Origin of the sequence: Pedobacter insulae (genome assembly GCF_900113525.1) — a bacterium.
GTDB lineage: Bacteria > Bacteroidota > Bacteroidia > Sphingobacteriales > Sphingobacteriaceae > Pedobacter > Pedobacter insulae.
Genome location: NZ_FOPP01000010.1, coordinates 23260 through 43999, shown reverse-complemented (window position 1 = coordinate 43999; position 20740 = coordinate 23260). Strand labels below are relative to the sequence as shown.

Annotated in this window: 13 protein-coding genes; 7 read left to right on the top strand and 6 right to left on the bottom strand. The window is 39.1% G+C overall.

Annotation, left to right across the window (positions count from 1 at the left end; genetic code table 11):
* Nucleotides 1–6 precede the first annotated feature (6 nt).
* The 5 genes from BM207_RS15520 to BM207_RS15500 form a co-directional block, all read right to left on the bottom strand.
* On the bottom strand, nt 7–795 hold the full coding sequence (locus tag BM207_RS15520) for a LolA3 family protein (RefSeq protein WP_143095975.1): 789 nt from the start codon (nt 793–795) through the stop codon (nt 7–9).
* A 4-nt stretch (nt 796–799) separates the two neighbouring features.
* Nucleotides 800–6904 (bottom strand): carbohydrate binding domain-containing protein, encoded by a 6105-nt coding sequence (locus BM207_RS15515; RefSeq protein ID WP_090996365.1) that lies wholly within the window; start codon nt 6902–6904, stop codon nt 800–802.
* Nucleotides 6905–7114: 210 nt separating this feature from the next.
* Entirely contained in the window at nt 7115–7657 is a 543-nt protein-coding gene (locus BM207_RS15510; protein ID WP_090996362.1) for a hypothetical protein, read from the bottom strand.
* 56 nt (nt 7658–7713) lie between these two features.
* The gene (locus tag BM207_RS15505; RefSeq protein ID WP_090996359.1) at nt 7714–8229 is read right to left on the bottom strand and encodes an OmpH/Skp family outer membrane protein; all 516 of its coding nucleotides are present in this window, start codon (nt 8227–8229) and stop codon (nt 7714–7716) included.
* Entirely contained in the window at nt 8226–9347 is a 1122-nt protein-coding gene (locus tag BM207_RS15500; RefSeq protein ID WP_090996356.1) for a hypothetical protein, read from the bottom strand. Before BM207_RS15500 ends, BM207_RS15505 begins: the two co-directional genes overlap by 4 nt.
* A gap of 154 nt (nt 9348–9501) precedes the next feature.
* Here BM207_RS15500 and BM207_RS15495 point away from each other — a divergent pair, with 154 nt between their 5' ends.
* On the top strand, nt 9502–12120 hold the full coding sequence (locus BM207_RS15495) for a hypothetical protein (RefSeq protein ID WP_143095974.1): 2619 nt from the start codon (nt 9502–9504) through the stop codon (nt 12118–12120).
* A 66-nt stretch (nt 12121–12186) separates the two neighbouring features.
* On the opposite strand, the gene BM207_RS15490 is transcribed toward BM207_RS15495, so the two are convergent.
* A complete protein-coding gene (locus tag BM207_RS15490; RefSeq protein ID WP_090996348.1) occupies nt 12187–12870 on the bottom strand; it encodes a hypothetical protein in 684 nt (227 codons plus the stop codon).
* Between the two features lie 316 nt (nt 12871–13186).
* Here BM207_RS15490 and BM207_RS15485 point away from each other — a divergent pair, with 316 nt between their 5' ends.
* From BM207_RS15485 to BM207_RS15460, 6 genes are all read left to right on the top strand, one after another.
* Nucleotides 13187–14188, top strand: a complete 1002-nt coding sequence (locus BM207_RS15485) for a hypothetical protein (protein ID WP_143095973.1) — start codon at nt 13187–13189, stop codon at nt 14186–14188.
* Nucleotides 14189–14498: 310 nt separating this feature from the next.
* Complete coding sequence (locus BM207_RS19410) at nt 14499–16598, top strand: AAA family ATPase (protein WP_090996342.1); 2100 nt, start codon at nt 14499–14501, stop codon at nt 16596–16598.
* Between the two features lie 75 nt (nt 16599–16673).
* Complete coding sequence (locus BM207_RS15475; protein ID WP_090996339.1) at nt 16674–17015, top strand: helix-turn-helix domain-containing protein; 342 nt, start codon at nt 16674–16676, stop codon at nt 17013–17015.
* Nucleotides 17012–17986: a PD-(D/E)XK nuclease family protein gene (locus BM207_RS15470; protein ID WP_090996336.1), complete on the top strand. Its 975-nt coding sequence runs from the start codon at nt 17012–17014 to the stop codon at nt 17984–17986. Before BM207_RS15475 ends, BM207_RS15470 begins: the two co-directional genes overlap by 4 nt.
* Nucleotides 17955–20363 carry an argonaute/piwi family protein gene (locus tag BM207_RS15465; RefSeq protein ID WP_090996333.1) on the top strand — a complete coding sequence of 803 codons (2409 nt, stop codon included), beginning with the start codon at nt 17955–17957 and terminating at the stop codon, nt 20361–20363. Before BM207_RS15470 ends, BM207_RS15465 begins: the two co-directional genes overlap by 32 nt.
* Before the next feature lie 11 nt (nt 20364–20374).
* Nucleotides 20375–20740 carry a hypothetical protein gene (locus tag BM207_RS15460; RefSeq protein ID WP_090996330.1) on the top strand — a complete coding sequence of 122 codons (366 nt, stop codon included), beginning with the start codon at nt 20375–20377 and terminating at the stop codon, nt 20738–20740.

Sequence of the window (20740 nt, the reverse complement as noted above, 5' to 3'; positions counted from 1 at the left end):
TTATGATTACAGGGTAGTAAATACTTCGTAGCCTTTCAGGTAGGAAGCGGGTTTCACTTTATTGTTGGTTATGCTTGCAATGCGTTTGATATTAAAAATTTCATCGTTGATTTTCTGATTGGCTTTTACATGGTGATAACTGATCACCACATACGGTTTGCCGGTATATTTCCAATCCAGCCCTGATGCATCCCGGTATTGCATATGAAGTGCTTTTACCATATAGTTTTTGGTATCATACACCACCTTCACCATGCTGTAATCTCCGGCTGCATACTGAATGCTGATTTCAGCAGTAGATCCATCCGTTTTTTTATAGCTCATGCGCCCTTCTTTTTCCAGCAATGCAGCCAGCATATCAGCCTGGCTCATCTCCGCCTTTTCTGTTTGTGCTTTGCTGGTTTTATAAGCCAGTATCATTTTCTGCTCATGATTTGCAGTAACGGTATATTCATCATTGCTGATGGTTTCTGTTTGCAATCCCCTCATGCAGGTTTTTGTACCGCTCTTGTAGTAGGCTCCGGTCTGGCTTTCTATCTTTTTATCCAGGTTGTCATGCGAATACAACAGGTAATTATATCGGGTTTCAAAGCTTGAATAAGAAAGGTATTGGGTGCTTATTTTTTTAAGTTCCTCGCGGGGTTGCTGCGCCCATAACTGTCCGCCAGATAACATAAGCAGAAAGAATAATATTTTGCGGATGTTATTACGAATGAAGAGCAGGGGAGTGAAGCAATCTTTTACTATCTTGCTGAGAGGACCCGATAGCCATCGGGTCGAAGCATTTTTTTTCATAACCTTAAGGATTAAGTGGTTTTTGAATGCCATTACGCGATTCCTGTATGGTCATGATCCCTTTCACAGTTTCTTTTTTAATGCGAATGAGCTTGCCTTCTTTATCGTACTCATAAAAAGTGGCGAAGTTGTTCTCATCCAGTATGGCCATTACCTTAAGCAGCACCGGGTGATATACATAGGTTTTCATGTTGGACTCAAAAGGATGGATACGGATATCATCCAAGTAAGCATTGTAACTCCCCGTGTTTTCTATACTTACATTCATGTATTCTGCATCGGATGGAATGGTGATGGTTGCTTCAATGCGCTGCCAGCCTTCTATAATTGGCCCCGATGCTTTGAATACATTATTTTGCGTAACACTGCTATTTTTATACATTTTAACCCTAATGTAACAACTGTCATATGTGTTGACCTCGTACCTATTACTATCTCTTCCCATTACCCAGGATGATATTACATATGTTTTTGATTTCCCGGGCATAAAAGGTAGACGGGCATTGCTGATAAGAACATCATCATATCCGTTTGAAATGCTATTCCCTACCGGCATAATCAACATTGAATCGATCAGGCTAGTCACCGTCCCAGTGGTTTGTGGTCCTATAAGCAGACTTTTTGTACCACTGTGGGATTGAGTTGATGTAAGCGATGGTGAAATTAGTGACAACGTACCTGTCATTATATTGGTATCATTGCGCCCTGCGCGAAAACTCCAGTGGAGATCATTAAAATTTAAGCATCCTTCGAAAGATAAGTAATCTTCAAAATTATCGGACGCTATATCCTTTATTTTAGCATAGGATGCATTTGCTGTTACAAGGTTTTGTGAGTAACCGTATAATTCAGCCGAGTAGTTTCCGAGGGCATCCATTGCTTCAACAGGATTTACCCTTCTGTTTATTCGAGTTATGGTATTGGCACTCACCCAGCGTTTATCGTTGCTTTCAGAAAGATAATCGCTCTCCTCAAAATTCCAATATGGTACAAAAGAAGCATATGACCCGTCTTTTCGAATGAATGTAGTGTCGGCCAGATATGAATATTTTCTATTCTCAACAAACACTTTCGTACGGTGAGGAAGCCAAAGTCCTTTATTCCCAGTAACAAAAGGATTATATCTGTTTACTATTTCATATCTACAATACTGGTACGTAGTGTCTAACTCTTTAGAAAGGTCATGCATTGGCCATTGCTCTGAATATGTTTGCGCCCCGGCCTCAATCACCTCATCATTATCAATTGACAGAGTGTTCCCTGAAATTGGTGAACCCGACATAACCAGATTGCCTACCGAAGAGCTCAGCATATTCTTATACCCACTTGAAATGATTTTTACTCTATAAGGTGTTTCCGAAACAGCTCCAAAATGGAACTCTCCACCAGGATTAAGAATCTGAGGCTTCTCTCCGCCACTTACAGGAATCACATCCAGAACCCAACCTGGATAAGTAGCATTAAACACATCAGTGATCATCAACTGGTCTCCTTTGTGAAACACCCCCGGTGTATGTACACTGGACGTAATTCCATCAGTAGTTGAATTTGGCATAGTAATCAATTGAGTGATCCCTGTGTTTTCATAAGCCGCTCCCATACCCTCATAAGCAAAATGAGCAGGGTAGTTAAAGTTATAAATCGGGTCTTCAAACATATTGCTGGTTTGGGTAAGCAATACATTGCCGCTTAGGCCATCGTACAACAAATTGCGCGTGGTGATGATTGACCCCTCATCCTTTACAGTTGTACTTTCCAATATGCCGTATTTCTGGATCACCTTGGTAACGCTGGCCGACTGCCGCCTGCTCATTGCATAGCTGAACTTTGGCCACGGAATGGCCCATGCTACAGGTATAACACCTGCAAGATCAAACTTTGCATTCACCTCCAGGCCCCCGTTCCAGTCCACCTGCTCGTTTTGCCGCAAATCAATGGCCATATCAATCTCCTTCCCAATCATGGCATCGCTGATGCTGCCATCGCGGTTTAATACTTTCACCATATTGTCTTTCTGATAGGTATAGCTCACTTCCGAAATAACCAGGCCTTTCCCATTTGCATCTGTGAGCTCGCTATATACACCGGTTGATTTCGGTTTGCCGTGCATGTCGTTCACCACCACACTGTACCCCTGGCTGGCTGCATAATAATCTTTAGTCACCACCTTAAGCAGTGACGAAAGAAACTGGCCTGCCCTGCCAGTTCCTACCGAAGCGGTTTTCAAACCGGTTCTTGTTACCTTCACCGGGTAATCCCTTGCGGTAAAAAAGCGGTTTTCACTATATCCTGTCCCGGTGCGGTTTACACCTGTTTTGGGCTTATTTCTTACTGTAACTTTGCTATAACCTACACTTGCTCCCGGGTAAAAGCTTTCTCCGAAAGGCTCCTCCACATAAAGTTCCATTGCCGGCATGGTGGCATTGGTTTCCTTCTCGTATGTTTCCACCAACTGCCTTAAAGGGTTCTCTTCACCGCCTATCATGGGTTCATAGGCAGCTACACCGCTGCTGATGGTACCATAAACCTCATCATTCAATGTATAATCATATACCTGGTTGTAATTTCCGGTTTTGTCCGCCTGATCCATGTTTGCCCACGAATCACTGAATGTAAGTTCCTTTACCCGGCAGCCGCCTCCATATTTAAACATGCTTCCGCACCCGATGCGCACCCATGATTTGCCTTTAACAAAACGATCGGCAATACCATTTGCTTTCAGTGATTGGTACTGCCCCCTGAACATATCCAGACCCTCCGACCAGCTATCCAGTAATCCCTGGAATGCGCCTACTCCACTGCTTGATGGCTCCGAACCGGGATGCAATACTTTATTCATGTAAGCTGTGGCAAATTGCCATGCAGCTTTACTGATGGGGTTCACCGGATCAGATTTATTCCAAAGCAGGTCACCCTGCGGAATGCTGTTGATTTTAACATAAGCCAGCTCCGGATTGGGGTCGTTTCCCTTAAAACCCACTTCTGGCTTGTTGAAAATTACGCCTTTCAGCTTATCATATTTTCCTGTAACTATCGGACACCAGCCGCTAATGTATTCCTCTTTATTGTCTTTTACTTTCACCAGGAATTTAAAATAAAGCTGTTTAACGTCTTTAAAGCATGCTTCAAGTTGCTCCTGTGTGCTTACCCCGGCAGGTGGCTCAAATACCAGGTAACTATAGATTTTGTCTCCTTTTTCGCTGTACAGTCGCTCATACCCAGCTGCATCTTTCGTGAATTTTTTAATGCTTTCTTTCGAATCGCAGGCACCAATAATTTTAACCATCTGCATGGCCTGCCTGTCCTGAACAAATGCGTAATCATCGCTTTCGTAATGCACTTGTATACTACCACCCGAAGGCAGGCGCACCTCATTCATGTTCCATGCGCTGGCATATAAATCGGCACTGTCTTTTGGCATGCTCTGATCCACATAAGGGAAATCGCGGTTCGGTAAGCTCTCGCGGTTGGGCTTGTAATTGCCCCAGCGGTCGTATTCGGCCATGTTGTAATCCGGGTTATACCCATAATTAAAGGTATACGGGCTCATGGCTCCCTTGCCCGAATGACCGTATAAAAAGTACAGTTTCTTTAATGTAAGCTTGCCTTTTGTACCTGCAGCAGCATTATCATTCATGTAATTCACATTATTGGGCACATTGCTGCAGAGGCTGTAATCATATTCAAACACCACCTTTTTTACAGGTGTTGCATTGGCTCCGTTCAGTTGCTTATCGGGTAATGAGTATAGCACAATGGTATCCAGCTTCATGGTGGTTTCATCATTGTTTTTCCCTCCGTTGGGGCCATTCACTCCCAATGCATCTTTCCTTGGGCTGGTCTTAAACTCGGCCACGTGTGTGCGCGATTCGATGCTGTGCAGGAACCAGATCTCTTTGGTTCCGTATACATAACTGCCCTTGTCGTCCCATATATCGGAATATAAGCCCTGCTGGTATTGCGCTTTGTTTTCTTCAGCCGGAACACGCCATCGGTATTCCGCGTCATGCCGGGTGTAATTAAACAATACATAATCGCCAATATCTCCTTCCGAAGGTTTGCCATTTAAATCCGCATCCACATAATTGGGGCTTAATACGGCTGTAAGCAGGTAGGAGTGAGCATACCCCGGCTTAATTTCACGCGAATAAAAACGGTCATGCCCTTTATCATTGCCCATGCTGTTATCAGCATCCGCTGTGTAATCTATAAGGCCGCGGTAAAAATCAATGTTATAGCCCTTGGCATTAAAGGTGACCTCTTGCTGCTCGTTATTATATGCAGGTATGGCATACACGTAGCGACTTCCATCGGGATTGGTCTGGGTAATTTCTCCCATGTGGTGGCCTTTATCGCTCACCGGCCGGTTGATTTCGCTGTATGCGCCCGGATTCTGGCTGAATACACCCGGAACATACGATCTGAGGGTTGGCATCATACCCAGGCCATCAGCAGCTTCCTTTGCCGTTAAAATACTGATGAGTTGCGCACGGGGTTGCCGTTCTTCAACCGGATCATACTCTGTAATTGCCCCTCCACCAGTATGATCACTTTCAAGTGACGCTTTTATATCGGCATAATACGACAGACCTTGTCCGTTCATTTGCAGCCTCGCTGCCGTTTCACCCATTAAGCCATTGTAATAACCTATATCTGATGCTACTTTCTCTCCACCTGCCTGAAAATAATAATTCTCAATAAGGGGATTATCTGTGTTATTACGAAAATGGAAGTCTGACAACTTATTGCCCTTATCCTTATTCCACACACCGCTGGTTGTTGTTCCACCTGAAGGGGTATAATTCAACCCAAGATGAAAAGATGCAGGAACAAAGCCCAACTCAACACCTGCCGTTCCCCAGTTGGATGTAGCATTGGTATAGGTTGGGTCGTAATATATGCCCTGATTCCTGCGATGCGCCCTGAACATGCCTCCTGTGCCCTGACCGCTTACAGACAAAAAGTCGAAGCTTGATGATACCAGAGGCAGGTTTTTGGTGTCAGGCCCGAAAGTTCCGTCACGCTCCCTGCTGAAATCCTGAACCCCGTTTTCATCATTCGCTATGCCTTCTGCATACATGTACCCGTATCCACTTCTTTCTATATGCTTATCCTGCAAAGTGGTTGTAGAGAAAGTACCGCCCAGCCTGAAATTCTGGTGGGCTCCCCAAAAGGAGGTACCAATGGTGAGGTTGTAATTCTGAAGCGTGGTTTTGAATGAGTTATTGAGAGTGGGAAGGTCAGCTATCGGTGATAATGGAATGGATGCGCCTGTACCAGTGGAAAAAGATGTGCTGAATCCTTCATCTTTATCCCCCCAAGTTTTACCGAAAGATGGGCCGTTTATTGCCATTCTTAATCCCGAGCGCGATCCCATGCCTATATTGGCTCCACCCGTTTTTTCCTTCCATAGCTTTTTTGTAAAACTGAGATCATAATTAAATCCGCCCTGTGAACTCGCGGTAGCTCCCACTTTAATGGTTGTATTCGGAATTCGGAAACTTGGGCCGAAAAACACCCCAAGCCCGCGGTAATTATTATGACTGATGCCCATATTAATCCCCACAGTTGAATATCCTTCGCCAATTTGTGCACTTGAATCTATTTTAGAGTTAGGATTTTTCTTCAAATCATCGGCAACCCTTTCATTAATTCTTCCTTTTGTTGCTTCGGTTTGTTTATCGGTTAGACCCAGTATCTCAAATTCCGCTCCTGCCGTTAAGCCCCAGGTTATATCTTCTTTGATATTGGATTCATAGGTAATTTTATCTCCCTTAAAATCATCAGGAAGCCCGCGCATGGTGCGGTTAATGACGCCTGCATTGATGTTCCAGCCCAAGCCGGTCCAGCTTGCTTCCTGGTCCATGCCGATACCCGAATGGTACGCAATGTTTATGGGATAGCCGCCCACATCCAGCAAAGGAATATTGTAATTAAAATCCCCCGAAAAAAGGTCAACCATATCGGTTGTTCCCACAGGTTCAAAACTCTCCATCTCAGGCTGAGATGGCCCGCCTGTTAAGGCATAACACATGGTGGGAAAACAGATTTCACCAAGAAGGTTTAACGCCATAAACAGCGCTACAGGTTTAAGGTACTTACGTGCCATAGGTTCAATACTTAGGTTTACTTATGCTTATCGCCCAACTTCAACAATCCGTCTTTATATTTTTCAATCTTTAAATTCAGTTTCGTATCCCCTTGTCACCACTTTTCCAATCTAATGGAATTCACTCCCTAATTAATCCATTTTCCTATTCTCTCATTTCCCCATTCTTCCCATTACCACATCATCGCATTTACAAATTATCGCATTCTCTTATTCTCCCATTACTACATTCCCCATCTTACCCCCATCCACTTTCACCTTCAACTGCCCTACACCAAACACCTGGTCATCATATACCATTGTCAGGCTTTCATTCAAAGGTTGTTTAACCTGTCCGCTGCGTGGTTCAAATGCAAGCACAATCACACTTTCACTGGCCAGTCCGTATGTTTGTTCGAGGTGGCAAAAATTGCAGTCAAACGTATCCGATGAACTGTACAATTTAAAATCATCCATCCCCTCATTGAAGAAATGGCCTGTACGCATAAAATAACCGGCTTCATCTGTTCCTTCTTTCAAGGCTGTATTGCTGCCATTGCTCCGTATGATAAAATTAAAATGAAGGTCATTGCCCAGTTGCTGCCTTCGTTTGGCAAGGTATTCAGGTGCTATTTCATTGCTGCGTGCTTCCTGCGCTATCATGTAATCAACGGGTTTGTACTGCAATGTAAAAGCATACTCGCCCATGTTGCGTGTTACCCGTAATCCGTTTCCTTCATCTTCAACCCATCTCACATAATCCGCAGGCTTCATGGTTTTATTGCATGCAAACAGCACGGTAATAAAGAATAGTATGCAGCACATGCGGTTCATAACCCTTCGTGTTTTTTGTTGATGTAAGTGATGATTTCTTCCGTAATGTTTTTATCATCTGTTCCATACATTACAGCCCCGTTGCCATTTGCTCCCAATATGATTTTTATCCCATGTGTTTTGCCATATTCCTGCACATACTGATTGATCTGTGCCCAGATCTGCGAATCATATTTATCGGCCAGTTCTTCATACTGCATTTTCGCCTCCCGTTCCCGCAATACAAGCTCCTGTTGTTTCAGTTCAATAGCCTTTTTCAATTGGTCATCCTTCCCGTTTTCATAACGGAGCATGGCCATTTTCAATTCCATCCTTAAACTGTCAAGCCGTTCGCTTTCTTTCTGAACGCCTGATTCAAGTTGTTGCTGCAATCCTTTTTTCATGCGAAAGCCTTCATACACTTTATTGGTTTCTATGTATGCATAGCCATCACTTTTTATAAGAAGATAAGCGAAGAGACTGAGCAAAATGACTCCATTCGCCAGCCACATGATGATATTTAACCTTTTCATTTTAAACGAAGCGGGTTTATGTAATAAAAATATACTTTATACAGTTCTTCACCGCTACCCAGCTCAAAACGGTACTTCTGTTTGTGCTTTAAATGCTGCTCCTTTTCAAGGTCAATTTCAAACCAGTTATCTTTGGCAAGTGCCTGTAAAATACCTTTGGTATAAACAGGGGCTCCGTCTTCGGTATAGATGGCATAACGCAGCGTTTGCGGATATTTACGCTGAGTATGTTTAATTTTAAGCGTGCCTTTGGCATAATAAACCTGGTAAGCCGCAGAATTTTTTATATCAACATACGACTGATCGGGAAACACGTCTGCTTCTTTCAATGAATCAGGTTGCAGGTTAAATTCCCATATTTCTGTCAACCCGTATGAAGCACCGTTTACCGAAACAGCTTCCACCTGCCATGCGTAATTTTTTCCGAATTTCAGTTCAGGTGCATTAAACGGATATTGAAGCGATGTTTGGCTGATTCCCTTCTCATAAATCAATGGCCTGTTACGAAGCATTCCATCAAATGCGCTTTGATCCGGATAAAGTTCAACGAGCGTAAGCGTATATTTAACTTCATCAGGATTGCTGATTGGCCCCGGAAATAACCAGGTAAGTAACGGATTTTTTTCTTGTACGCTTTCTTTATTGCCCGGGTATATAAGTATAGGGGGTGTAAGCACCTTAATGCTCACCGGCATACATTCCTGAGCCTTCACCTCTCCCGTTAATGCATCAATAATAAATAAACAGTACATGTATTCACCGGTCGGAAAGCTTCTGCTTTTTTCATCGCTTTCGCGAACTTTGGGGTTAAAGTAATTGATGGATTGCGTTTGTACATTCTGATGGTTTAATGTCACCACAGGTTCATTAAGCGTGAGCGGAGCCGAAACCGCTTCAAACAGAGCAGCTCCGCTGCCGGCATTTACGGTAGCTTTCAGCTTTACCGATAATGGTGATTGCATCGGGTTAATGATGGAAGCATTCCATATATCTGCACTGCCAAATGTATTGCTTAATGAGGGGCTCAGATTAATCTGAATATTCTGTGCCAGTAGTTTTAATGGCAAGGTAAAAAGCAGGCATACCGCCAACAGTTTTACAGGTAGAATTTTTAACATAGGGTTTATCAAACTTTAATTTTAAAGTTGATATTTACAAACATTTTCTTGAAAACTTTTACCTTTACGGCCCTTGTTGCCCACTAAATCACACAAAAGCACTGTTATTTTTTTGCGAATATCCGCATGCCTGTTGATGCTTTTTTCCAAACAAGTGTTTGCACAAAAACTGCAATTTTATTCTTCCTCTTCTATACCGCTTTATCCAAGGTTCACTGATCTGTTTGCCGGCCTTGTTTCAAACAAAACAGGTAATGGTATTAAAGCAGATTTGACATTTACACTCAGTAATTCAACTGGCATAGTAATCAGTGATTCCATGAATGACTTTGTTATTCCCACCGGCCTTAGCCGGTTTATGCCTGACAGCCTGAAACAACTCTTTTTCGCAAGGCTGCCTCATATTGATACCTCTTACCTGCAACCGGGTAATTATACCTTTGTTATGCAGATCATTACTAAAGAAGCTACGCTAAAAAACAATCGCAAAGTCAGCATTCCGCCCTTTCGCCTATTAATAAAACAGGCAGGAATAGATAGTCTGAAAATAGAAACAGTACCGGCACTTGATCATTTACAAATTTACTGTTGCCGGGCACAGGTTCCGCGCTTTGGTAAACGTATGGTTAAAACCAATTGTTACACTGCCGGTGATACCCTTATAAAAGCACAGTTTACCGGAGACAGCCTGATAGCATATCAATATAAAATTGAAGTTTACCGGGGCACAGGATTTATTGGAAACACTACTTATAAATATTGGGATGAATTGCCTGATTCCTTGTCGGAAACTTTATCATCTCCCGAAACCGCATCAAATAAATTATACGGAAAGGTTCGGGTGAGTGCTGATATTGCAATAGAATACAACTATACCAATGTTCGTTACGCCAATCAATTGTCGGCCCCACAATATACACGGCTGTATTTTAAACCTACACTTACCGTTATGGGAATTCCCCTCACTTTTAACACCATGCTAACCACCGAAAGTAATAATAATTATCCGGTAAATTTTTTTCAGTTTGGATTTGATGCCGGTAAATTTCAACACAGTTTTGCGAATAATGCAATTAAAGACCGCATGGATATTGAACAGGGTTTGGAGTTGAATAAGTTGGAATTGGATGAAGTAAACCGTTCGTTGAGCAAATTTAAAACAACTCAACCGGGCTTGGATTATGATAGTAACCTCCCTGATTCCACATCTGTTAAACACAAACTAAAATGGAAGAGGAGGAAAAAGCATATAGAGCAAAACGATTTAAAGTTTGAACAGCTTCGCCATAAAAAAGAAGCGTTGGAGTACGCCAGATACAAAGACTCGGTTTACCTTGCTACACGTTATGCAAGCGATTTTCCCGGTGATACACTGAAACGATTCTTAAACAAACGCCCTGATAAAAATCTGCTTAAAACATTGCTTGCAATCCGTTCTTTAAATGTAGGCTTATGCACACCCCATTATTCAGAAGTCACCTTATCGCAGATTCCGTTACAGGGCATTCATGCCGACCTCCGGTTTTCACGTTGGCTTGTTTCTGCTACTGTTGGTAACCGCTTAACTTTTGAACCTCCTTTAACCAACCGCGAAACCTATATTCCGCGCTTTGTAAACAAAACCTATGCCGGCAAATTAGGCTGGATAGAGCGAAGGAGCAATAGTGTTGTTTACCTTTCCTTCTTTCGTTTCATTAACCAACCCCAATTAATTAACCCGCAGGCTGCCCAAAATGACATAGCCTCCATCACACTGGAAACAAGTATTTTTGATTGGATGCGCTTTACCTTGGAAGGTGCAAAATCATTTTATCAAAGCAACGCGGGCAATTATTTGCAAAACGAAAAATACAACCTCATTGATGCCTGGAATAAGGATTTTGATAATACAGCATTTAACTCCGCCATCAACATTACAGCTGCTAAAAACACAGCTTTTTCACTCAGCGGAAAGCTAATTGGCAGTGGGTATTTTACATTAGGCATTCCGTTTCTCAGAAACGATTACCTGGAATACTCGGCTGCATGGAAACAGTTCTGGTGGCTGCGACAGATAGAAACAGAATTTTCGTACATGCAAAACCGCGATAACCTGATCAACAATAAAACACATTCAACCATTCTTACCGGCTATGGAGCCATGCTAAAAACTCATTTCCGTACACGCCCGAACCTGCTAATCATCTATAAGCCGTTCAATTCATCTGCGTCATTTGAAGAGAATCTTTTCAACCCGGTAAACGTACAACCGGTGATTATCACGCAACAGTTCTACCTGTTTCATGCCACTGTTTTTTATAATAAAACATTACCTGCTTTATCTTTTTTTAAAGCCACCGCTGCTACTGCAAAGAAATCAAACTTATCCTCATCGGTTAGTTTTAACCGAAGCAATAACCAACATTCCACCGGAGATATTTATACCCTTGAAACGCTTACCGGAAACCTGGCCTTAACCGATAAAAACACCCGGCAGATGACTTACAACCTTTCTTTATACCGGTCTTCGATAGTTGCGAATAACGCCATGCTTCATAACCTGGCTTACGGCACGCCTGTGCTGAAAAACAGGCTGCGGCTTACCACAGGCGCTTTGGCGCAATTTATAAACGATGGAAGAAAACGCGGTGGTATTTATACTCAGGCCACCGGCAATTTCAAATCATTGAGCGTTTCAACCCGCTTTAACGTAAACTATCTTAAAGGCAATTGGTTTGAAGGAAACAATTCCTTTGAAACCCTGGTGAATCTATTTGTTGAGTGGCATTTGTAAACTAGAAAAACTACAATCAGTGTATCAGACTAAACGAGATATTTTATTAAGCAAAACATAATTGGCTCATTGCTTTTTTCTCATTTGGTCATCTACTTTCCAAAGTTGATAGCTGAGCTGATACATCAAGCGAAATGCCTTACAAGAGTCTTCGAGCAACGAAACCCAATTATTATCCATCTCCCATTTTAGTGTCAAACTTGGGTATTCCCATTGGCAATTGCCATCGTTCATGCGTTCGGTTTGGTTGAGCATAAACGTCCTGATGAGTTGGAAGACAGCACTTGTTTTATTCTCAAAATATGAACGCTGTTCACTATTCAGTCCACCACCACCTGATAGCTCGAACTTGCCAAGTGTTTTCAGTTCCAGAAGAGCCGCCCAAAAATCATCGGTCATAAACCGCATATTATCCGAATGTTTAAGATTGGTTTCAAGATAGAAACTTTTCATATCCATACCCCAGTCAAATACAATATCCATTTTTCTTGAGCGAAGTAATAGGTACTGCCCAAAAGGAAAAATAGAGCATTTTGAAGTATCCCATTCATCTTTGAATTGTCCAAATGAAAAGAAGTTTTCTGCGATTTCGGAAAGAAGACCATTAGTCTGGAAGAAGATACGCTCATGCTCAAACTTGTCTTGAATTGCATCTGGATTGAATTGAGCCAGCAGGTGATCGTTTAACTGCTGTTCCCAGATTTCAAAATTGGGTTGGTTTTTATTGATTATATTCTTTAAGTTGGCCATAAATTTAGAAAACTCTTTGCCGTAAAGTTAACGAATCGCCTTTTGACTTATGCAAAGGAAATGAGCAGTATCCCCAGACCTCGTTTTCTGGAAAAACCAAATCGTAATCATACAAAGTGTATCATTACATTATTTGTCGCATGTTTTTGATAAGGTGAAATTGATGCTAAATTAATATAGCATTTTGTAACTTTAAGAGTTACATGCAATATGGAACCGACAGCCGACATAACTATCGTGTATATTTTATCAAAAATATCTTTGCTTATTATAGGTTGGATATTTTAAAGGGTACTCGAATATGTAATTTCACAGAATGCCGAAACTTTTAAAAAAGGAACCTATCATATGTCTCGACCAATTTGTGGTGAGTGGAATGTTCGACAACTCGAAGGAATGGTTAAGGATAAAGGAAATGGTCGAAATCACCGCTAAGAGTGGTTTGGCAATTTATCCGATGCCATTGGAGCACATTGTGGAAACGGCCTCCAAATTTGAGGAAAGTGCAAGGGGGCAACATAAGTTTTTTAGGACAATTTCCAATGGCTATCATTTTAAGCATCATGCTGAAATATCAGCTCAACTGCTTGTTTCTTCTGTTAGAGGCAACAATATTACTTTTAATACATTTATTAAACATTCGGTTCCGAATGATAAATTTGAAGGTTCGCTAAATACCATCAAGCAGAATAATGCAAAATATCAGCGAATGATTTCTGAGGGCACGCTTTTTATAAATCATCTGCGATCAAATAGCAAACAACAATCTATTGCAAAATCCGTGGCCGACCGCATGGTTTCTGCTGTGGTGTGGATCAACGCTAATGAATTAATTGATAGAATGCAAGAACTCGTGGCTAAAGGTGGTATAATTACTAGAGGTGTTCAGTTTAAAGATCAAGAAGTTCCACATTATATCGATTTGATTATAGAATATCTTCTTAAGAAAAATAAGCTGCTTACTAAAGAAGCTATCGAATTAATAAAAATGTTAAAAAAGGAACGCTACAATTTTGTTTCAACTTTAAATATCAGAGCTCATATTGAAGGCTTATGGAGTATTAAGAAAAGAAAAGAAACGTCAAGTGATCACATTGATTTAATGCGCATTTCGACCGCTCTTCAACCTGCAGATATTCTTTTTACAGACAAGGCCAGAAAATCAGATTTGAAGGAATTAAAGTTTGATGTCAATTATGGTACAACGGTTTTGTCAGGAACAAATGAAGATATTGACTACTTTGAACGCTTTTTGAGTAATTTGATTGACACAAATAAGCCACGAAAGTTAAGTAACCCCATAAATGCAAAGTCCTAAAATGTCCGTCAAAACAAACCAACTGAACACTATATCACATAAAAACGAACTCGACTGGGAGGAATATGAAGCCATCACCAAATAAATCTATGAGGTGCTTGGTGGGCAGTATGGATAGAAAAGTTAAAAAGTTCTAAACTATTAAATTTAATGAGACATAATTATAATTTGTGATTAAATATTTAACAATGTATGTCACTTCAAAACTTTCAAGGTAAATAGGATAAGGTCTATTAACATCTTATAGAACATCAAGGGTTAACAAGATTGTAATTGCATTTTATGTAGATTTGGCACTATCAAAAATTGTATGGAAACTATAAGTGAAAATGAAGATTTTAAACTAGCGTTAAAGCTAATCAATAGTACAAATCGCTGTATTTTTATTAGTGGAAAAGCTGGCACTGGAAAAAGTACTTTCATTAAGCACCTGCGAAAAAAAACTTACAAGAAATTTTTAATTGTAGCTCCAACAGGAGTTGCTGCAATTAATGCCGGTGGGGTAACCATTCATTCGCTTTTTAACTTTCCTCTATTACCTTTTCTTCCGTTAAATACCAAAACCTTTGACGAGCGAAAAGTAAATTCTACTTCGAAAAAACTTTTACTAGAAATCGAAACTATTATAATTGATGAAATATCGATGGTTAGAGTCGATATCATAGATGCGATTGATCATACTTTGAAAAAAATAAGAGGATCTGACAAATCTTTTGGAGGTATTCAAGTAGTCTTCATCGGTGATTTAATGCAATTATCACCAATTGCCACTGCGCAGGAGCAAGCTTTGCTTAGTACTGTGTACGAAAGCTTATATTTTTTGCATTCAAAAGCTTATGAAGAGGCGGCACCCATTGTCATTTCACTTGAAAAGATATATCGCCAAACTGATAAAGAGTTTGTCGACATTTTGAATGCAATAAGGAATAATTCAAATCTTGAGAAATACCTCGGAGCTTTAAACAAGCGCATAATTACAAATCCAAATTACCAGACGGCTATAACTCTAACAACTCATAATGCTGTAGCAGATGAGATCAATCGGGAATCAATTTCCTTGGTGCCAAAGCAAGCGTATTCCTTTACCGCAATCATTACCGGAGAATTTGACCGTGATAATTATCCAACTGACTTAATTTTGTCAATTAAAGTGGGTGCTAGGGTGATGCTGCTTAAAAACGAAAGAGGTAAAACAAAAAAGTACTTCAATGGGAAGATCGGAACAGTTTTAAATATCGAGGTTGATAAAATAGAAATTGATTTTGGCGAAGATGAAGCTTTTATTGTTCAGCGTGAAATCTGGACTAATCAGAAATTTTTAGTTTCTGCAACTGGTCAAGGCATTACTCAAACAATTTCTGGAACTTTTGAACAGTTCCCTTTGAGGCTAGCATACGCTATTACGATACATAAAAGCCAAGGCTTAACATTTGACGAGGCAATTATTGATCTTGAGAAAGTCTTTGTTCCCGGACAAGCTTATGTCGCACTTTCCAGAATTCGAAGCTTTAATGGATTGCACCTAAAGTCTCCCATAACGACAGATCAGGTTTTGGTTGATCAGAATTTGGTCAAGTATCTAGCTAATATGACAGTTGGTATTACAAAATCTAATCTTGAAATAGAACAGAATCAATATTTGATTATGAAATTGCTAGAGACCTTTACAATATCCCCAACGTTGGCTGATAGTGGTAAGTTGCCACAGTTAATTTTTCCTTTTGCTGTTTCTAACGCTTTAGTTCAGTTAATAAAAGTTTCCAGCAAGTTTTGTAAAGAATTAAGCGCGATGATTGAGTTGACAATATTGGATAAGCCAAAATTGCACGAGAGAGTTGTTAAAGCCGCGGAGTATTTTATTAATCAAATGCAAACAGGACTAATAAATCCGTTGGAAGTATCAATTAAAAAATACAAAAATGATTTTCACTATAGCAAAACAGTTAAAGAATTACAAGAAATACGAACCTACTTGATAGGTAAAATTGCAAAGATTAAAGCAGTGAATGATCTAACGAATAAAATCGTAATAACAAATGATTTTTCTGATTCGTCTGATAATATAAGTAATCTAGAGAGAAATACCACAAAGTCAAGTACTATCGTTAAAAATCCAAGTAACGACAGTGTTCAAGAGAGATGCTATTCTCTTTTTAAAGTTGGAAATAATGTTTACTCAATAAGCGAGCAATTGAAGATTAATTCAGATGCTGTATTTAACCATCTTACTCCTTATATTCAAACAGGTGAAATTGATATCTTACAATTAGTTAGCAATGAAAAAATTGGTTTGGTCAGAGGCTTTTATGAAAACGGAAAGGATAACATTTTTACTTTAAAAGCTCAATTAGGAGCCACATTAACCTTTGGTGAGCTCAAAGTTATCTTAGCATTTTTCAAGGCTAAATAATTTTTTAAAAAAAATGCTTGCAATACTTAGCAATGTTAATTATATTTGCTTGTGAAATTTAGCAACAGATAACAAATGGAGAATTATATAGGATATTTTAAAGCACTTAGAGAATCCAAAGGCTTGACATTAAGGGAAGTAGAAAGACAAACAGAAGTTTCAAATGCATACTTGAGTCAACTTGAATCGGGAAAAATAAAACAACCGTCCCCATTAACACTGCATAAACTTTCAGAAATATATGGAGTGGGATACGATATACTAATGGAAAAGGTAGGTTATCCACCTTTAAAGAAAAAAGTAGCTGAAATAAATCGGGACAAAAGTTCTATTGCACTTAGAGTTGGAAGTATAACTGAAGATGAAGAAGTTGAACTTCTGAATTACTTAAAGTTTATGAGAAGCCGTAAAAAATGATTTGGTCAATATCAAGTGATAAGCAATTTAAGCGCTGTCCGCACCAGTGGTACTATAGTAATATTGTAGCAAATGCTAAGGTGAGGAAGGACCCCTATAGGCGAGAAGTTACCATATTGTCTAAACTTCAAACAATTGAGGCTTGGAGAGGATCTGTAGTTGATGGTATTATTAGTACTTCCTTGGTAAATGCTCTAAACAAGAAGTTTCCAATAAAGAAAGATTACTTTTTAAATAAAGCGATGGAGGTTTTTGACAAGCAACTTGAGTATGCAATCTTTCAAAAGTACAGAAATACTGAAAGTGGTTTATCTAATGATGAGGGATTTGCCGCACTACTTCCTTACGAATTTGAAGAGCAGATTGATGATTCGACCATTGTGCAAGCGAGGGAAGATGTTCTGACAGCCCTAACTAATCTTTTGGACGATCATCCTTTTATAGATTATTTGAAGTCAGCAAAATATCTAGTTAGCCAGCGAACATTAATTTATCCATTCGACAGATTTAATGTAAGAGCAATACCCGATTTGATCGCATTTTTTGAAAACGACCCACCACATATTTTTGATTGGAAGGTTCATACCTACGGGAACGTTTCATATGATGAGCAACTAATTGCATATGCCGCAGCATTGTATAAGGTAGCTCACATAAAACCGCATGAAGACTGGCCAGATATTTCGAAGTATAGGATATTTGACTACAGGCTAACAGAATATCAGTTATTGCATAAAGACCGAATTAAGCGTGATTATGAGGTTACAGAATACGCCCTTGAAGAATTCAGCGACCGTATAAATGCAAGCATTATCGAAATGTATATGTGCGGTTGTCATAAGAAATATGATCAATTAACACCTGATAAATTTCCTTCAACCAAATATTTTGAAAATTGCCCAAAATGTCCTTTTAAAAAAATTTGTAAATCAAACAATTATGAAACAGGAGACAGTTATTTTTCCAATTAATAATCTTCATCTATTTACTTCAGACTATGTTCTGTATGAAATATGCGGAATGAATGACAATGATGAAGATTATGATAGCAATATCCAGTTTATAGTTAAGAGTTTATCTTACAAACTTAAGCATCCGGTCACTGCTATAAATAAGGAGAACAAGCCATTTTTAGTTATTAGGAATGAAAATGAGATTATAATGCGTGTGCCCGAAGAATATATTGTTAAAAGGGATGTTATGGTCTGTTTTAAAAAATTAAATCAGGTATTTCGCATAGATTTTTTAAACTATGATGAATCGACTAAAAATATAATATTAAGATTTTTACAATTTGATATACAAAGCGAACTTAATAAAAATCGTTCTCTATGGCAACCTGGTTCAGGTGATGCTTTTTATAACGAAAATCCAATAGAAACATTTAGAGAGGTTGCAATCTACAATGGCTTTTACGTTAGAGTTGTCGAACTCCCTACCAAGGGATTTGGATTAGCTATTGATGTAACTAAAAAGTATGTATCATCCCAACCTTTAGATGTGCGACTGACCCGTAAGCAGTTTAAAGAACAAGATGTGAGAGGTTCACATTTAGTGTATCAGTATGGTTCTAAGAAATATGAGATAAGGGCAGATCAATATAGTGATCTGACGGCATCACAATACAAATATTTAAGACCAACAGATGGAGTAAAAATTTCACTACTTCAAGACACTCAAGAAAAATTTGGAAAGAGTATGCCTCCTGAAGTAGCTGCGCTACCAGATGATGCTGCTGTTCTCATATATAAAAACAATGATGGTGAAGAGCGCAGAATAATTGCAGGTCTGTGTTATAAGGTTTATGATACCGAAGACCCCATAGTAAGCAAACTCCATAAAAAATCTATCATAATACCATTTTACAGGAGAAGGTTTATCAGGGCGGTGCGAAATCGATTCTTAAAGAAGTTGATGTTTGGAAATCTTTCCATAGATGTATCAGAGCTCCCCCTTGTAGTTGATAAAAAGAAATTTATAGTACCGGATTACCTATTTGGCAAAAATACAACAGTTTCAGTTCGAAATACATCAAATGCAATCAATGTTTCTGTTAACCAACTTGGTCGTAAAAGAAAAAGTCTTCTTTTAGATGGAAATGTAGGTTTTTATACTAATGCAACTTTTCAAGCTCAGTACTTTATTATACCACAGACGGTTCATAATATGTATGCAAATCATAAATATTTTTTGAATAATCTTATAACACAAGTTAATAAAATGCACCCAACCGAGGAAGGTTGGTCTCCAACAGTAATAACTTATGATGACCGGAATAAAAGAAATGTTGTTGAAATAGGTTTTGAGATAATTCAAAAAGTTGCAGAGAATGTGACAAAAAAAGGTGGTTACGCTGTAATTATGCTGCCAACTGGCATAGCACGGGTCAAAAGGCAGCATGATGACCTTGCCGCTTTAGTAGTCTCTGAGTGTCATGAGGAACACGGCATTACCTCAAGTATAATGCATAGTGACACTTTGAAAGACTGTTATGAACACAAAACGATTAACGGTCAATCCACATATGTAGTAAAGCAAGAACGTAGGGGAAAATACACTGGCTACGTTGATGGCGTAGCTATCAATCAGGTTCTATTAAATAATGAACGGTGGCCATATATCTTAAATTCACCACTAAATGGCGATCTTACCATAGGTATCGATGTTAAAAAGAAGTTAGCCGGATTTACTTTTGTAGATAAATTCTCTAAAAACATTCTCACAAGATTTGACAAATCCGATAATAAAGAACGTTTATCTCATGGACAAGTTGTAAAAATGCTTGTCGGCAATATATCGTATATAGCGAATCGATCTGAGCAAGCTATTGAGAAAATTGTTATTCACAGGGATGGAAGATTATTTAAGCCTGAGAAAGAAGGTATTTTAGAGGCAATAAGAATTTTGAAAAATAAGGGAATACTTCCTACAAACTCGTCTGTTAACTTTGTAGAAATACCCAAACACTCAATTATGCCTTTTAGATTATTTGATGTTCAAAAGGATTTTGACATCTATAAAATAACAAATGACAATGGACTTGTTCAGAATCCAGAAGTTGGTACTTACACAATAATGAACAGTAAAGAAGCATTTATTTGTACAACCGGAAAAGAATTTCAACATGGTGGCAGTTCAAACCCATTATATATTAAGTGCGAAACAGAGGGAATGACAATTGAGGAAGTCCTTGAGGATATTTATATGCTTTCTTGTTTGGCGTATACCAAACCCGATGACTGTTCACGTTTTCCAATTACTATTAAAATAACTGACCGAAGAATTAATACGCTAGGAAGTGAATATGATGAAGAACATCTAGACATTCTTAAAGCCGTTCACAATTAAAATTTACTATTATGAGTAATTTAGGATTAAACACAAATCTTTTTCGTGTAACTGGAAAATATTTGGACATCTTGAGTGAGTTTATTGTAAGAGTTAAAATAAACTCAGAAGTAAGTGAACAAAAGAAGGAGCAATTAATTGATTTACTTAAAAAGATCAATGATATCGAAAATACCCAGCCGCAAATCCAGTTATTATCAAGTATTATCGAAAGAGAACTTCGCCATGATCAAAAAAAATTAAGTGTTTATATAAAATCTCTTATAACAGAATTGGAAGAAAATAAAGTAAACGCAGCACTCCCCAAAATTGAATTTATTGCAGAAATATTAGATGGTGAAAACAGCGAAGCATTATCAAAAATGAAAGGTGATTAA

Excerpts from the sequence above, each read along its gene's own strand:
- BM207_RS15485 (WP_143095973.1), top strand. The coding sequence starts at position 13,187 with ATGCCGAAACTTTTAAAAAAGGAACCTATCATATGTCTCGACCAATTT.
- BM207_RS15490 (WP_090996348.1), bottom strand. The coding sequence starts at position 12,870 with ATGGCCAACTTAAAGAATATAATCAATAAAAACCAACCCAATTTTGAA.
- BM207_RS15475 (WP_090996339.1), top strand. The coding sequence starts at position 16,674 with ATGGAGAATTATATAGGATATTTTAAAGCACTTAGAGAATCCAAAGGC.
- BM207_RS15505 (WP_090996359.1), bottom strand. The coding sequence starts at position 8,229 with ATGAAAAGGTTAAATATCATCATGTGGCTGGCGAATGGAGTCATTTTG.
- BM207_RS15465 (WP_090996333.1), top strand. The coding sequence starts at position 17,955 with ATGAAACAGGAGACAGTTATTTTTCCAATTAATAATCTTCATCTATTT.
- BM207_RS15500 (WP_090996356.1), bottom strand. The coding sequence starts at position 9,347 with ATGTTAAAAATTCTACCTGTAAAACTGTTGGCGGTATGCCTGCTTTTT.
- BM207_RS15515 (WP_090996365.1), bottom strand. The coding sequence starts at position 6,904 with ATGGCACGTAAGTACCTTAAACCTGTAGCGCTGTTTATGGCGTTAAAC.
- BM207_RS15510 (WP_090996362.1), bottom strand. The coding sequence starts at position 7,657 with ATGAAGCCTGCGGATTATGTGAGATGGGTTGAAGATGAAGGAAACGGA.
- BM207_RS15520 (WP_143095975.1), bottom strand. The coding sequence starts at position 795 with ATGAAAAAAAATGCTTCGACCCGATGGCTATCGGGTCCTCTCAGCAAG.
- BM207_RS15460 (WP_090996330.1), top strand. The coding sequence starts at position 20,375 with ATGAGTAATTTAGGATTAAACACAAATCTTTTTCGTGTAACTGGAAAA.
- BM207_RS15470 (WP_090996336.1), top strand. The coding sequence starts at position 17,012 with ATGATTTGGTCAATATCAAGTGATAAGCAATTTAAGCGCTGTCCGCAC.
- BM207_RS19410 (WP_090996342.1), top strand. The coding sequence starts at position 14,499 with ATGGAAACTATAAGTGAAAATGAAGATTTTAAACTAGCGTTAAAGCTA.